General features: G+C 52.8%; 12 protein-coding genes. 6 read left to right on the forward strand and 6 right to left on the reverse strand.

Annotated features, from left to right (window positions below):
- Positions 1-32: 32 nt before the first annotated feature.
- Positions 33-1706 carry a GMC oxidoreductase gene (locus tag H5P27_RS11530; RefSeq protein WP_185660541.1) on the reverse strand — a complete coding sequence of 558 codons (1674 nt, stop codon included), beginning with the start codon at positions 1704-1706 and terminating at the stop codon, positions 33-35.
- A 185-nt stretch (positions 1707-1891) separates the two neighbouring features.
- Between H5P27_RS11530 and H5P27_RS11535 the strand changes: the two genes are divergently transcribed.
- From H5P27_RS11535 to ppk2, 3 genes are all read left to right on the forward strand, one after another.
- Positions 1892-2392 carry a hypothetical protein gene (locus tag H5P27_RS11535; RefSeq protein ID WP_185660542.1) on the forward strand — a complete coding sequence of 167 codons (501 nt, stop codon included), beginning with the start codon at positions 1892-1894 and terminating at the stop codon, positions 2390-2392.
- 194 nt (positions 2393-2586) lie between these two features.
- Positions 2587-3546 carry a glycoside hydrolase family 43 protein gene (locus H5P27_RS11540; protein WP_185660543.1) on the forward strand — a complete coding sequence of 320 codons (960 nt, stop codon included), beginning with the start codon at positions 2587-2589 and terminating at the stop codon, positions 3544-3546.
- A 208-nt stretch (positions 3547-3754) separates the two neighbouring features.
- A complete protein-coding gene (ppk2, locus tag H5P27_RS11545; RefSeq protein ID WP_425511342.1) occupies positions 3755-4603 on the forward strand; it encodes a polyphosphate kinase 2 in 849 nt (282 codons plus the stop codon).
- Positions 4604-4677: 74 nt separating this feature from the next.
- Here the strand turns inward: ppk2 and H5P27_RS11550 are convergent, their stop codons facing one another.
- Entirely contained in the window at positions 4678-5619 is a 942-nt protein-coding gene (locus H5P27_RS11550) for a glycosyltransferase (RefSeq protein WP_185660545.1), read from the reverse strand.
- Between the two features lie 299 nt (positions 5620-5918).
- On the opposite strand from H5P27_RS11550, the gene H5P27_RS11555 reads away from it, so the two are divergent.
- On the forward strand, positions 5919-6338 hold the full coding sequence (locus tag H5P27_RS11555) for an ACT domain-containing protein (RefSeq protein ID WP_185660546.1): 420 nt from the start codon (positions 5919-5921) through the stop codon (positions 6336-6338).
- Positions 6335-7486, forward strand: a complete 1152-nt coding sequence (locus H5P27_RS11560) for a hypothetical protein (protein ID WP_185660547.1) — start codon at positions 6335-6337, stop codon at positions 7484-7486. Before H5P27_RS11555 ends, H5P27_RS11560 begins: the two co-directional genes overlap by 4 nt.
- A gap of 6 nt (positions 7487-7492) precedes the next feature.
- Here H5P27_RS11560 and H5P27_RS11565 read toward each other — a convergent pair whose 3' ends face one another.
- The 3 genes from H5P27_RS11565 to H5P27_RS11575 all read right to left on the reverse strand — a co-directional run bounded on the left by H5P27_RS11565 (position 7493) and on the right by H5P27_RS11575 (position 11028).
- Positions 7493-8776, reverse strand: a complete 1284-nt coding sequence (locus H5P27_RS11565; protein WP_185660548.1) for an aminotransferase class V-fold PLP-dependent enzyme — start codon at positions 8774-8776, stop codon at positions 7493-7495.
- Between the two features lie 224 nt (positions 8777-9000).
- Entirely contained in the window at positions 9001-9852 is an 852-nt protein-coding gene (locus H5P27_RS11570) for a 5'-nucleotidase, lipoprotein e(P4) family (protein ID WP_185660549.1), read from the reverse strand.
- Between the two features lie 150 nt (positions 9853-10002).
- Entirely contained in the window at positions 10003-11028 is a 1026-nt protein-coding gene (locus H5P27_RS11575; protein ID WP_185660550.1) for a nitric oxide synthase oxygenase, read from the reverse strand.
- A gap of 226 nt (positions 11029-11254) precedes the next feature.
- On the opposite strand from H5P27_RS11575, the gene H5P27_RS11580 reads away from it, so the two are divergent.
- Positions 11255-12133: a mechanosensitive ion channel domain-containing protein gene (locus H5P27_RS11580; protein WP_185660551.1), complete on the forward strand. Its 879-nt coding sequence runs from the start codon at positions 11255-11257 to the stop codon at positions 12131-12133.
- A gap of 36 nt (positions 12134-12169) precedes the next feature.
- Here the strand turns inward: H5P27_RS11580 and H5P27_RS11585 are convergent, their stop codons facing one another.
- Positions 12170-12751: a nucleoside 2-deoxyribosyltransferase gene (locus H5P27_RS11585; protein WP_185660552.1), complete on the reverse strand. Its 582-nt coding sequence runs from the start codon at positions 12749-12751 to the stop codon at positions 12170-12172.
- Positions 12752-12779 lie beyond the last annotated feature (28 nt).

Genomic DNA, 12779 nt, shown 5'->3' on the forward strand with positions numbered 1-12779 from the left:
CGCCCCGAATTGGCACCTTTCTCGATATAAACTCAAGCGAGGTGCTCTGACAAACGCAGCGAAAGGGCGGCGAGGGAGCGAACCGGGTTCGCCGCCGTGCTGATTGGCATAACCGACATATCGCAAACGTAGAGCCCCGGAGCGTTCCGGACCTGCAAGTTTTCGTCGACCACAGAATCATCGCTGAAACTGGACTCCGAGCGGGCCGCTTTCCACGGCATCCGCAAGGTTCCGCATGCGTGGTGTACCGTGCCCCAACCGAAGGGCCACTGCTGGCCAAAACCGCCCCCGTAATCGCCGGTAAGCGTTTCGAGGCCATTGAACAGGCCAAAAATGCGGTCCCTCGTCGCATTGAGAAGATTGAAAAAGTCCTGCGGGCTCTTTTGCCACCCAGCCACCTTCGGGAACCGGTTCTGCAAAAGATGGTCCAGGTCCGAGAAACGCCTGAAACGAATCTCCGGGGTGTATCCATCATCCCAGCGCGATAGAATTCCGTTTTCGTCATCCAGACAGTTCGCGAAACTGTATTTTAAGTCGATCCGCGTCTTGGCAAAATTGTCGACTGCCGGGAGAGAGGATGGATCGTTGTTCCTCAAGTGCCAATATTCGTGATTGATATTCATCTCCACGTTAAAGGGCAAATCGATATGGCCGCTGGCATCCGTAAGCCCCCGGGAGTAGAAGATAATTTTGGCGTGGTCATGTCGCGTCAGAGGTATCGCAGGCCCTCCACCCAAGGATGAAACGTAAGCTTGCGACTCCCCGCTTACAGGATGGTCAGTCAGACCGAAGCCGACCTTCTGACGCACCGGTTCGGCGAAATTCTGGTAGGCAGAGGAACGATTTATCAGTTTGGGACTCTCGACGGAACCTGCGGCAACAATGACCTGAGGAGCGTAAAAACTTCTTTGCCCGCCATCGAGGGTGTTAGTGGTGCGGACTTCGTGCCAACCGAAAGGCACATCGAAGACGCCTTCGACAAAAGAGTTTAGCTTGATGAAAAGACCGTTGCCCTCCTGCGGAGCGCCCGGCGTCAAACCCACTTGATTAATCAAAAGCTCCGCCGTGTTAAAGACTCCTGTTGGCTCGTCGAAAAAGGCGTCCCGCGGTGTTCCATCTGGATACAGGTAAGGCTGGTGCAGAGCCCGCGGAGTTTGTTCGATTACAAAATCATCGTTCAGGCTACTGCTACGGAATCGCTGTACTAGCTCCTCCGCCTTGGAGCCGAGCGATATGGACTCGTTCATCCGCTCGCCGGCCAAGGAAAAATAGCTAGCGGAAAAGTCGTCCCTCACAGACTGCGGAAAGTAGTCGATCTCCCAATCCTGAGCCTGGGGAATCAAACCGGACCAGAAGATCGAACGCCCTCCGAACCCCATCTGAGGGGTTCCTCCAATGAAGTGCCCAGGCAATGGATACGGCCTAAAGCAGTCCGCTCCAAAATGATTAGCAACCGAGAAGTTTGGTATCCGGCTAATATTGTAGACATGCGTCGGGTAGAGGAAAGATCCAGTCTCCAGCACCAAGATCCTCTTATCATGACCCACTCGATCGGCCAAGTCGTCCGCCAATATCCCGCCCCCGATCCCCGAGCCGATTATGATGAAATCGAAATCCGGATTCGATCCGTCGTAGTCTCGAATCAAACGGGTATGGGACTGAGGCCGCTCAGTCACCATATTCGCATAGTTGTTGCGGAAAGCCATAGCGAGTTGGGTTGGGGTGGATAGGACGAAACCTCAGGAGCAATCGCTGTACCCACACTACCTCACTCGCCTCAAACTACCTGAGAACACGTATGAACTGAGTGCCCATCATTAGAATTACTCTTACTTATCCTGCTCATTAGCTGCGGAATTGACAGGCAACTGCTCTATTCTACTCTGCCGTGATGATTTCGTGGAGATTGCGGCCTAGTTTTCGGCAGGAGCTCGATGCGGGCAGCGAAGAGGCCCAAGAGCGGATCGTAAATCACGTACAAAGCCAGCATCCGAACTTCGAAGTGAAACGGTATCCTGGCTTCGTCTGCTTGAGAATCCCCGAGAAGGACCGGCATTTTTGGTCGCCGCGGCTTCACATCGGACTGGAAGCCGACCAATCGGGGCACACCTTGGTGCGAGGCACCTTCGGGCCAAACGCCAACCTTTGGTCCCTCTATCTCTACGGCTATCTCATCATCGGCCTGATCGGGATGTTTTCCGGCATGTTCGGGCTCTGCCAGCTTTACGTCGGCATGTCGGCTTGGGGGCTTTGGGTCTTTTCCGGAATGCTCGTTCTCGCCCTTGCGATGTACCTGGCATCTCGATTCGGCCAGAGGATCGCGATACCGCAGTCCGAATTGCTGGAGAGAATCTACGTCGAAGCCACCGGCAAAGAAATAGAGGTCCACTAAGGACCTTATTTCATCCAAACGGGCTTAGAAGAGATTCAAGCAAAGGGAGAGGTTCTCCCGCGCACTAAAATCGTACTGTCCCCAAACGGTTTAGTACCAGACCGTCGACTTTGGCCCCCAAGCAAAATAGGGTTTGAGAATCAGGTCGCGCACACCCATGAGCGGCTCCAGACAGAAACGCCCCCCCCACACCTATGAAAAAAACGATCACATTGCTCGCTTTCACTTTCGCAACTGCCTTGGCAAGTGCTTCCAACCCCATCGTTACCGATGTCTTCACCGCAGACCCTGCTGCCATCGTACACGAGGGTACCGTCTACATCTACACCGGCCATGACGAAGCAGAGCCCAACAAGCACTACGCCATGAAGGATTGGCTGTGCTTCTCCTCGCAGGATATGAAGACGTGGACCGCCCATGGTCCTATCCTCGCAGTCAAAGATTTCGCATGGGCAAAATCAGACGCCTATGCGGCCCATGTAACGGAGAAAGACGGTAAGTTCTACTGGTTCGTATCCACTAGGCACGCCGACGATCAAAACCATCGGGGCATGGGCATAGGAGTCGCGGTTTCCGATTCCCCCACAGGCCCCTTCGAGGACGCTCGTGGCAGCGCACTGATTACCTCGGATATGACTCCCAAGGGCGAGCACTCCTGGGAAGACATCGACCCTGCAGTCTTCATCGACAAAGACGGGACGCCTTGGCTTTTCTGGGGCAATGTCAATTGCTACTACGTGAAGCTGAAGCCAAACATGATCGAGCTCGACGGGCCTATCATGGAAGTCGAGGGATTAGAGAACTTCACCGAAGCTCCCTGGATTCACGAAAAGAACGGTCTCTATTACCTGAGCTACGCCAGTGGTTTCCCAGAGAAGATTTCCTACGCCACCGCTCCATCAATCGAGGGCCCTTGGACCTCACGAGGCTTGCTCGCAGAAGGCGCTTTCAACTCCAATACAATCCATCAGTCCATCATCGAATTTGAGGAACAGTGGTACTTCATTTATCACAACGGATCCATTCAGCATCCAAATACTGGAGACAGCTACCGTCGCTCCGTCTGTATTGACTACCTGTATCACAATCCAGACGGCACGATTCAGAGCATCGTCCAAACGACTGAGGGAACTGACCTACCGCCACGGCAATAGCCGACCGCGGAGTGCAAAACCCATTAGCGTTACAAAAGCGTCACCAAGGAAAAGGTTGGCGCCTTGTGAGCGTTTGACCATGTTGATCTCCAAGCGCTTCAGGCTGCTTCCGACGCTCGCTAATATGGACAAAGAAAACAAACCTCCCCTCAGCATCTTCTACGACGAAAAATCCATCGAAAAGATTCGCGACGAATTCTTCGACCATATGGATGAAGAGCTGGAGATGCAGCTATTTGAGGCGGATGAAGAAAACGCGGGACCGGATGCGAGCAGCGAGGAAAAGGAATTTCGCAGACGATACTTCCGGGAACTGCATCGGATGCAGGTCGAGCTGGTGAAGCTGCAGGATTGGGTGGTCGCCAACAAGAAGAAGATAGTAATCCTATTCGAAGGAAGAGACTCAGCCGGTAAGGGCGGAGTAATATCCCGAATCACCCAGCGCCTAAATCCTCGTGTCTGCCGCATCGCCGCCCTTCCAGCTCCCAACGACCGCGAACGCACGCAATGGTATTTCCAACGCTACGTGCAGCACCTACCGGCCGCCGGGGAAATCGTTCTATTCGACCGTAGCTGGTACAACCGCGCAGGCGTGGAACGAGTGATGGGCTTCTGTACCGACGAGGAGCTCGAGGAGTTCTTCCGCACCGTCGGCCAATTCGAAGGCATGCTGATGGGCTCGGGAATCCAGCTGATAAAATACTGGTTTTCAATCACCGATGAGGAGCAGGTCTACCGTTTCAAGGCACGCATTCACGACCCGCTTAAGCGCTGGAAACTAAGCCCCATGGACTTGGAATCGCGTCGACGCTGGGAGCACTACACTTGGGCGAAAGAAGAGATGTTTAACCACACCCATTCAGACGAGTCGCCTTGGTGGGTCGTTCCGGCGGACAACAAGAAGAAAGCGCGGCTTAACTGCATGTCTCACCTCCTGAGCCAAGTTCCCTACCAAGAGGTACCTCACCAAGAGGTAAACCTACCCCCGCGTGAGCGCCACGAGGATTATGAACGAAACGAGCTACCGCGGGAAGTAATAGTACCGCAGATCTACTAGCGAATCCGTCGTTTCGTACTTGTATTTTAAATACAAGCTTTGAACCCGAAATATAACCGAGCTCAAGTCAGCTATCAAGCCGAGTTGGTTTCCCTCAACACCTGACGTAGGACCTGTGCCGAGCGCAGCTGATTCCTCAGGTAAAATATCCGCTTATCGCGTGGCTTATCGTAGATCGCATCCGTCGCGGCATCTTCAAGGTGAAGAATCTCCACGTCCGGGCTGTAAAGTGTTTTCAGCCCGGATCGCCTCACTTGCACAAACAGAATCTCTTCTTCCATGAACATAAAGGTCCGTGGATCCAAGCCGTCAAACCTCTCGGTAAACAACGGGGAAAAGATCAGGCAGCATCCGTGAAGCTGCACGTTCTCGCGGTGAGCGTCCTCGCTCATTTCTTTAACAGGGGTTTGCGTCGAGGATGCTTCAAAAGGATCCGCTTCTGGAGCCGGTTTGATAACTTGCATCAACTTGCGTTTCAAAGCGGGAAGCAGCTTCTCTACGCGAAAATAATGCCGCCACAAATGCTTGCGATTTAAACGGCAAACCCGATCCAACCACTCGGTCGAGCTGAAGGTACTCGGACCGGGATTGCAATTCGGGCTATCGTCGTTGGTTTCAATACGCGGCCCGAGGACTGCAAAATCGTATTTTTGGTACTCCCGCTCTATAACACTCAAGAAATCATCTTGGATCATCAGAGTGTCGTTGTTGAGCATCACGATGAAACGCGCGTTCAACTCGTTCTTGGCATAGTCGTACCCGAGATTGTTACCTCGCGCGAACCCGAGATTCTTCTCCGACTGCAAAACAGTGACACGCTTTCTTCTACGATAAAGCTTCTTGAGCCTATCGCCCGATCCATTCGGTGAAGCATTATCCACGATCACGATAGCGTAGTGCTCTGTATCCACCTTCTCCCTGATGGACCTCACACACGCCTCGGTCTCTTCCATCACCTGATAATGCAATATCACAAAACAGATGTCGGTTCCAAATCTAGCCTCCCTCGTATTCATAATGCGTTTCCCACGCAGGGACCATGCTAGCCCCTTAAAGATCCGCTCATTTCCCAAGAAAATTCAACGAATTAGCGAGAATTATCTTCAGTCGCAAACAATGTTCAAAGTTCGACTCCGCTGAATCCGTAAATCCACTACAGTAAATCTACAATGAAATGGAGAATATCGCCTAAGGTGGGAACAAAACAGGAAGTCATAATCATTGCGCAGTGCCCTATTGCGCTTAAAATACCACTGCAGAACGCAACTCTTTTGCCGACGCTTCTTCTGCTATCCCGCCAGCCCTTACTTCAAAAATGAATTGTGATCTCAAGCGACAGCTAACCATCTCTCTAGAAAACCGCCCGGGGGTTCTCTCGCGCGTAGCCAAAACGCTCGCAGCGCACTCGGTCAACATCAGGGGCATCTGCGTTCAAGACAGCGTAGAGCAAGGCGTAGTTCGCCTGCTAGCGGAACCCTGGGAGGAAGCCTTGCAGACACTACAGGAAGCAGGCTTCCACCCTGTGCAAGCTGACGTGGTGGAACTCGAAACGCACTCCGTTCCGGGAGCGCTAGGCATGATAGCCGGAGCACTGGGGGCAGAGGGAATAAATATCGAATACGCCTATGGCACCGAACCGGTCGGTGGAGCGAGCTCCATGTCTATCGTAGTAAAAGTCTCCCAGAGCGAACGAGCGGTTGAAGTGATCAAGTCATTCGAGCTGCCGAGCGAATGAAAAGCCTTCCCAACGAAAAGATAGGGATCCTGCCGGCGGGAGCCCTAGGCGTGGCCTTTGCCGCCCACCTATCTTCAGGGTTCCAAAACTCAGAAGGAATCTTTTTCCTGCCTCGCAGCGATTCGAAATCGCTTAAGTATCCCCAAATCGAATACGAACTTCTCCTCGAGACCGCCAATGGAGTGGAATCCGTGAAAACGCCCCCATCCGTCCTGCCTCCGCTACCGGAGCTGGAAGGCGAACCGCCGGGCATCATCTTGGCCGGCCCCATGCCAGACCAACTCTTCTGCGTCCTGCGTGACTTGGTGGAGTGGCTGACTCAAACGACCTCCCGCTTCGATCTGGATACCGCTGTCGAGAATTCGCCGATCCTCGTGATGACTTCCAACGGGATATATTTTCAACGCCTTCGTCGTTACTTTTTGGAGATACTGGAAGAGGCCGAGATGCTTGGTTCCTTGCCCGACCTTTGGCCCGACAAGATGCCGATACTCGTAGGCAAGCTTCTACGGGGAGTCACCATCCAAACTGGACTTAGAAAGGGGTCCGGTTCGCAAGCGATCTACCGACCGGGACCTTCCGGCAGAACGACTCTAGTAGGAGGAGACGCAGAAGTGAGAGAAGCGGTGCGCGCCCATTTACAACGTAAAGGCATGCTGGTCAGCGCAAACAACCAAGCAAACCCGACTCGCATAGAATTCGATAAGGCGACCGTTAATCTAGCGGGCAACCTGTTCGGGCAAATTCTTTCCATAGACGAGGATGGAGCGTTCCAAAAGATCACTATCGCAGAAACCCACCAGCTCCTCCCCCCATCACGTATGCAACGCCTAGTGGAAACCTTGGTTTCAATCGGTAAGGCAGTCAGAGCCTACCCTTCAAATTATCAAAGCTCCGAATCTTTCGAATTCCTCGAAAAAGCGACTGCGGAGCACGCCTCCCATGTGGCGAGCAGCGTCCAACTTCTGGAGGCTCGTATCAACGACCGAAGCCTGAGAGCCGAGCTCCCCCCTACCGAGGCTTGGCTTCTGGAACCGCTCCTAAACTTCGCTCGGGCTAAGAATCTCGAAGAGGAGGAAGCATTCCTAACTTCGCTCAAAGAGCAGCTCATCACTGCATTTAAGCGAGCCATTGCCTATTTTCGCTAGACCAAATTAAACGTATCCTCTTTTCAGATACTTTGAGATTGTATCCAAAACCAAATCGATCTCCGAGTGAAGATTGTAGAAATGCGGAGAGAAACGTAATCCGGGAAACTTGCCCGTTCGCGCAGTACAGCCGATACTTTCCTTTTCATACAGCGCGTCTGCCAAAGCTTTCGGATCTAAATCACCTGGCTTGAAAACGACAACCGCAGCCGAAAGTGCGGGATCCGGATTTGTGTAAAGCTCGACTCCATCCAACTTGGCGAGACCTGCCATCAAAGCTTGAGCCAATTCTCTGGAGCGTGCCTCGATCGCCCCTTTGCCGATCGCATTGTGGAACTTAAGCGCTTCTCCAAACGCGAGCAAGGCAGGCTCGTCACGCTGACCGAAGCACTCATGAGTCTTGGAAATACCTACCTGACCTGCTCCCGCGCTGATCACGCATGGCCAGAGGCGATCCTGTGATCTGGCATTCACATACAACAGGCCCGCCTCCTTGGGGCCGCATGGCCACTTGTGGGCGCTTCCTGTATAAAAGTCCGGAGAGATCTTGGACAGATCCAGATCCAACAAACCAAAGCTCTGGGCCCCATCCACATGGGAGAGGATTCCGTTCTCCTTGGCAAAAGCGCAGATCCCCTCCGCATCAAATAGATCACCCAAAGTATTCGTTAAGTGAGTCAGGGAAATGAGCTTCGTGCGGGGAGTTACTCGCTCCTTCAGACTCGCCAGATAGGCTTCATGTCCGGGATGCGGATTGACGATCGGAACCTCAACGATCGTAAATCCATAACGCTCCGCCCGATTCTTCCAGGCGGCATTGTTGCTTGGATGATTATGGCCAAAGAGGATAACCTCATCCCCTTCCTTTAGCTCCAAGCCGAGCGAAACCATATTGTTCGCCTCGCTAGTGTTTCGAGCCAGGATGATTTCCTCGGGCGTTACATTCAGAAATTCCGCCAAGAGAACTCTCGTGCTTTCTTTTCCCTCAGCAATGGGACCACGGTTCTCGTAGGAGGGGTTTCGATCGAAAGAGCGGGTAGCCTCGAATAAGGAGTCGACCACACATTTGGGCGAAGGGCAAAGGTTCGCTGCGTTTAAAACCTTAACCTTTTCGGGCATGAGGAATTCTGCACGAATCGACTCCCAATAAGCCTCGCTCGAGCCAGCGGTGGCTGCAGGGGGCAAGGCATCTTTAGCTTTGGAAAGCCTCGGGAACGCAAGCCCGGAGGCAGCCGCCCCCATGGCTAGTACTTTGGTGAAATCGCGACGTGAGACAGTGGATCGTGGCATTGGCGTAAGCTTGGTTGGCAAAGCCGCCCATCGAGCACGGCGCATACCAAACACCCGGGACCGATCCCTCCACTACCAATAAGGCCTATCGAACAGACAGTGATCTCAAAATAACACAGTCCCGAGCGAGCGGAACGATGAAAAGAGCCAGAACGCTAGGTATAAATCTCGTCACAAGATAGCAACTACACGCAGCGATTTAATCATCAGTCGTCGGACTCCAGTCACTCCGCATCGGGTTGCCAAGATTTCCTGGTAGCCGCCTTCATCAGAACACCGCGATTTTCATCGCTGGGAGGAGGTTCGGAGTCTCCATAGATCGCTCGGATCCAGTGTCCGTCTGTTGGGTTGGGAAACAAAATGTAGCGGCTCCCAAATTCGGCTTTATCCTCTTCCATTAGACTCATTCGCTCATCGACATCCTTGCTGTAATACTTGCGACGGAAGTCATTCAGATTGTCGCCTAGGAAGAGCACGATTTCATACTCTTGAGCGATCTCGTCCTGAACCGCTTGCTTGTTCGAGGTATCGAGAAGCACCGTCAGGCGTTCTTCTGTCACGTCTGGAAATCCGGCGGCCTCGAGATTGCCCACCGCATAGCTGTACGTCTCCTCTCCCTGGTTACGACTCGTTACATAAAAGACCTCCACACCTTGCTCGCGGCAGTATTGAATGAAGTCCAACGATCCAGGCGTGGGAACCAAGCGATTTTCGGGAATCCACTCATCCCAGATCGTATCGTCGAAAAAGTCGTCTCCCTCCGTAATCAGGTGTCCCCAATAATCGACGGTAAGCAGCAAAGTGTCGTCCACGTCAGTTACGATCGCCAAAGGCTTGTCGTATTCATCGCGCTTCGCCAATGCCGCGTCCAAACGCATGCGGGCCATATTGAACCCTTGGAAATACAAGGCTCGGTATTCAGCCGCAGTTTGTTTCCAAGCGACCGCGTACATTAAGTTGTTTTTCGCTGTCGAATCCGGATCTTCGCGCAACTCAGATGAGTGAGCATGTGGAGCAAGGAAGCATTGGCTGGCGATGAGAAGTGAGCAGAGCTTGAGGGAATTTGAGAATCGCATTTCGATGCGAGCATCAGCGGAAAATGTGCCAGAGGGACGAACACAATCCACTGATTTTCATCAATCAGAAAAGGGCCTAGAGGTTTGTCTTCGTAAGCCCTTCTGAAGGGCTACGAGAAAACACAATTCCCATAAAAGGAGTCACGCCAATCAGGAGTGAAAAGGGCAGCCGCTCGCCTTCGCGGATTCGGAAACACGATCATTCTTCCAAGCCGGTTTCTGGTACTTGAAAGCGGGCTCCGGTCGAGATTTGTCATAGCCACGGAAATACATGTCCATCGATGAGCCCGCCATGGGTGGCACTAGCCAAGTCCAGTCGCCAGGTACACTCCGTCCATTCGCCTCCTCCTTCTGAACGAACTTCATGAACTGCTGGCCCGCCGAGTGGTGGTCGACCATACTGACACCTGCTTCCTTAAATGAGTGCATCACAGCCGAGCAGAGTTCGACAAGAGCCCTGTCTTTCCAGAAGGACCCCCTCTCGTTGGTAGCTAGCCCTAACTTCTCCGCTACAGCGGGAAGCATGTTGTAACGGTTTTCGTCGCCAAAATTTCTTACAGCAATTTCCGTTACCATATAATACCCGCTAAAAGGGGCGGCAGTGAATTTGCAGTCATCGAAAACAAAAGCCATATCCGAAATGGCAGGCAACGCATGCCAGCGTAAACCGAGTTTTTCAAACCATTCAAACTCCGGGTGCCGTATTGGAACTTCTAGTACATATTGCCTCGGAATCTCGTACAGCTTCACTCCTTTGCCAGGCAACTCGATGGCAAGCGGCAAAACATCAAAGCGGCTCCGAGAAGCGGGAGGCTCCCACCCCAACTCCATCAAACGGGCCGTAAACTCAGCTTGTTCTGGATCTCCTAGAATCGATCCATCTCGCACCCGATACCCCGCATAACGAATCAGCTGACTATTCCAAATCCGGATGCCTCGTTCCTTCCGAGCCACGGGCTCAAATACGGTGATAGCGGAACGTATTCGCCCTCCGTTGGTGGAAAACTCTAAATGTCGCAGGCAGGCTTCGAACACCTCTTCATGGCTCTTTGCCCCCCGAGCATCCAACAGCTCCAAGCTTTCCCAGATCGAACGGCCTATGCATCTGGCATTGTTTCGCCAAGCCTCCCGGGCCTTGCGCCTAATCTCTTCCGCATCCATGAATTTCCCGCTCATCGCTACACATCTCAAAGGGGCACAGAGACAGAACACCCCTCCTATCCTTGGCAAAGAAATTCCATCTCCGCTCTCCTGCTTGAAGCTCACTTTACACGAGTACGACCGGAACCGCACTATACAGTCCTAAGCATATCCACCAGCAAGCCCGCAGCCTATCTTACTGCGGCGCTAGATCGTGGCGTCCAATAGAATCCTTTGGCACGCTACCGGCTGACGAAACCCAGTGACCCAAATACTGGAGAGAATTTCAGACTACGTTTCCTATACGATCCTGATCAACATTGCGGTCGTCCTGATCGCGGCTTTCGTTCTTAACCTCCTAGCCAAGAGAGTCTTCGACCACAACCTGAGAAAAGCTAAAAACAGCGACCGACGGACAGGCATCACCTTCCTACGAAACGCGGTCAAGGCGACCATCTTCATCATCTCCATGATGGTTATCGTCTACAGCATTCCGCCCCTGAGATCGCTCGCAGTTGGTTTCTTTGCCGGTGCCAGTATCTTGGCAGCCATCATCGGTTTCGCCTCTCAAAAGGCGTTTTCAAACATCGTCAGCGGCATCTTCATCGTCCTCTTCAAACCATTCCGCGTGGACGACATTATTAAAATCAACGGTGAGATCGGCACCATCGAGGACATCACGCTCCGCCACACCGTGATCCGTGCCCTCGAGAACAAACGCATCATCTACCCAAATTCGATCATCGACTCGGAGCCGATCATCAATTGGTCCATCCGCGACGAAAAGGCCCAAAAGTTCATGTTCATAAGCGTCGATTTCGAGGCCGACGTCGATCGGGCAATCGAGATTATCCGCCAAGAATCGGAACGCCACCCTAGCCTGCTTGACTTGAGAACCCCTGAAGAACTCAAAAACGGGGCCAAGCTGGTCGATGTTCAGCTCCTGGACTTCCAAAATTCTATGGTCAACTTCCGCGTACCGCTGTGGGCTAAGGATTTGCCGACTGCCATGAACATGACCTGGGACGTTCAAAAGGCTATCAAGAGACGCTTCGACGAGGAACGGATCCCCCTTGGACGACCCTCTCAAGTCAATTACTCAGTCTCTCACCTCCAAGGCCCCAAAGAAGCAGAGGCATAGGTCCATATCCACGGATAGGATACACTTCGACAATCCTTACTTGCCGAACTCCGCAATCAGCAGCTCACAAACCGAATCAACATCCTCAGTCTTCAGCGCCTGGCAGATTTTCTCCCCAGCTGGGGGCGGCGGAACTTCTCTATTTCTCAGAGCATTCGGGTTTTCGAGAAACAGCTTACGGAAGCTTTCCAAAACCTCCTCGGCAGTGTGCGCGACCACAAAATCAGAGAGGCCGCAAACCATCGGGTTGTCTGATCCTTCCATCAAAGATCGCGGATCGTCCTTGAAAGCGACAATCGCCTTTCCCGAGGCCCATGCAATCCCAGCTTCCACCATCGTGCCCTCGTCTGGCACACGACCATTTAGATTGAAGACCAAGCCATCCGAATCGAGCACGTGGTAAGCGTCCAGGGAGAAGATCGATCTGGCTACAAGTTCGTTGGCCTTCTCCGGAGCAACCCCTTTATCCACCAGCCGAGGGAGCAAATCGCGAAACTCGAGACCGTCACGGTGGGGCAAAAAAACATCAAAGCCTCCTTTTTCGAGAGTGCTGGCAACCGCCGCGATTTCATCCCTTTCGCTCTGCGTGAATAATGGGCCTGCGCAATAAATTTTCATCTCTTCTCGGGGTGTAGCTCTTTCATGA

The sequence above is a fragment of the Pelagicoccus albus genome (assembly GCF_014230145.1).
In the GTDB taxonomy this organism is placed as follows: Bacteria; Verrucomicrobiota; Verrucomicrobiia; order Opitutales; family Opitutaceae; genus Pelagicoccus; species Pelagicoccus albus.

What these genes read in the sequence shown, in the direction of transcription:
- H5P27_RS11530 (WP_185660541.1), bottom strand. Translation starts at nt 1,706, where the DNA reads ATGGCTTTCCGCAACAACTATGCGAATATGGTGACTGAGCGGCCTCAG.
- H5P27_RS11535 (WP_185660542.1), top strand. Translation starts at nt 1,892, where the DNA reads ATGATTTCGTGGAGATTGCGGCCTAGTTTTCGGCAGGAGCTCGATGCG.
- H5P27_RS11540 (WP_185660543.1), top strand. Translation starts at nt 2,587, where the DNA reads ATGAAAAAAACGATCACATTGCTCGCTTTCACTTTCGCAACTGCCTTG.
- ppk2 (WP_425511342.1), top strand. Translation starts at nt 3,755, where the DNA reads ATGGATGAAGAGCTGGAGATGCAGCTATTTGAGGCGGATGAAGAAAAC.
- H5P27_RS11550 (WP_185660545.1), bottom strand. Translation starts at nt 5,619, where the DNA reads ATGAATACGAGGGAGGCTAGATTTGGAACCGACATCTGTTTTGTGATA.
- H5P27_RS11555 (WP_185660546.1), top strand. Translation starts at nt 5,919, where the DNA reads ATGAATTGTGATCTCAAGCGACAGCTAACCATCTCTCTAGAAAACCGC.
- H5P27_RS11560 (WP_185660547.1), top strand. Translation starts at nt 6,335, where the DNA reads ATGAAAAGCCTTCCCAACGAAAAGATAGGGATCCTGCCGGCGGGAGCC.
- H5P27_RS11565 (WP_185660548.1), bottom strand. Translation starts at nt 8,776, where the DNA reads ATGCCACGATCCACTGTCTCACGTCGCGATTTCACCAAAGTACTAGCC.
- H5P27_RS11570 (WP_185660549.1), bottom strand. Translation starts at nt 9,852, where the DNA reads ATGCGATTCTCAAATTCCCTCAAGCTCTGCTCACTTCTCATCGCCAGC.
- H5P27_RS11575 (WP_185660550.1), bottom strand. Translation starts at nt 11,028, where the DNA reads ATGAGCGGGAAATTCATGGATGCGGAAGAGATTAGGCGCAAGGCCCGG.
- H5P27_RS11585 (WP_185660552.1), bottom strand. Translation starts at nt 12,751, where the DNA reads ATGAAAATTTATTGCGCAGGCCCATTATTCACGCAGAGCGAAAGGGAT.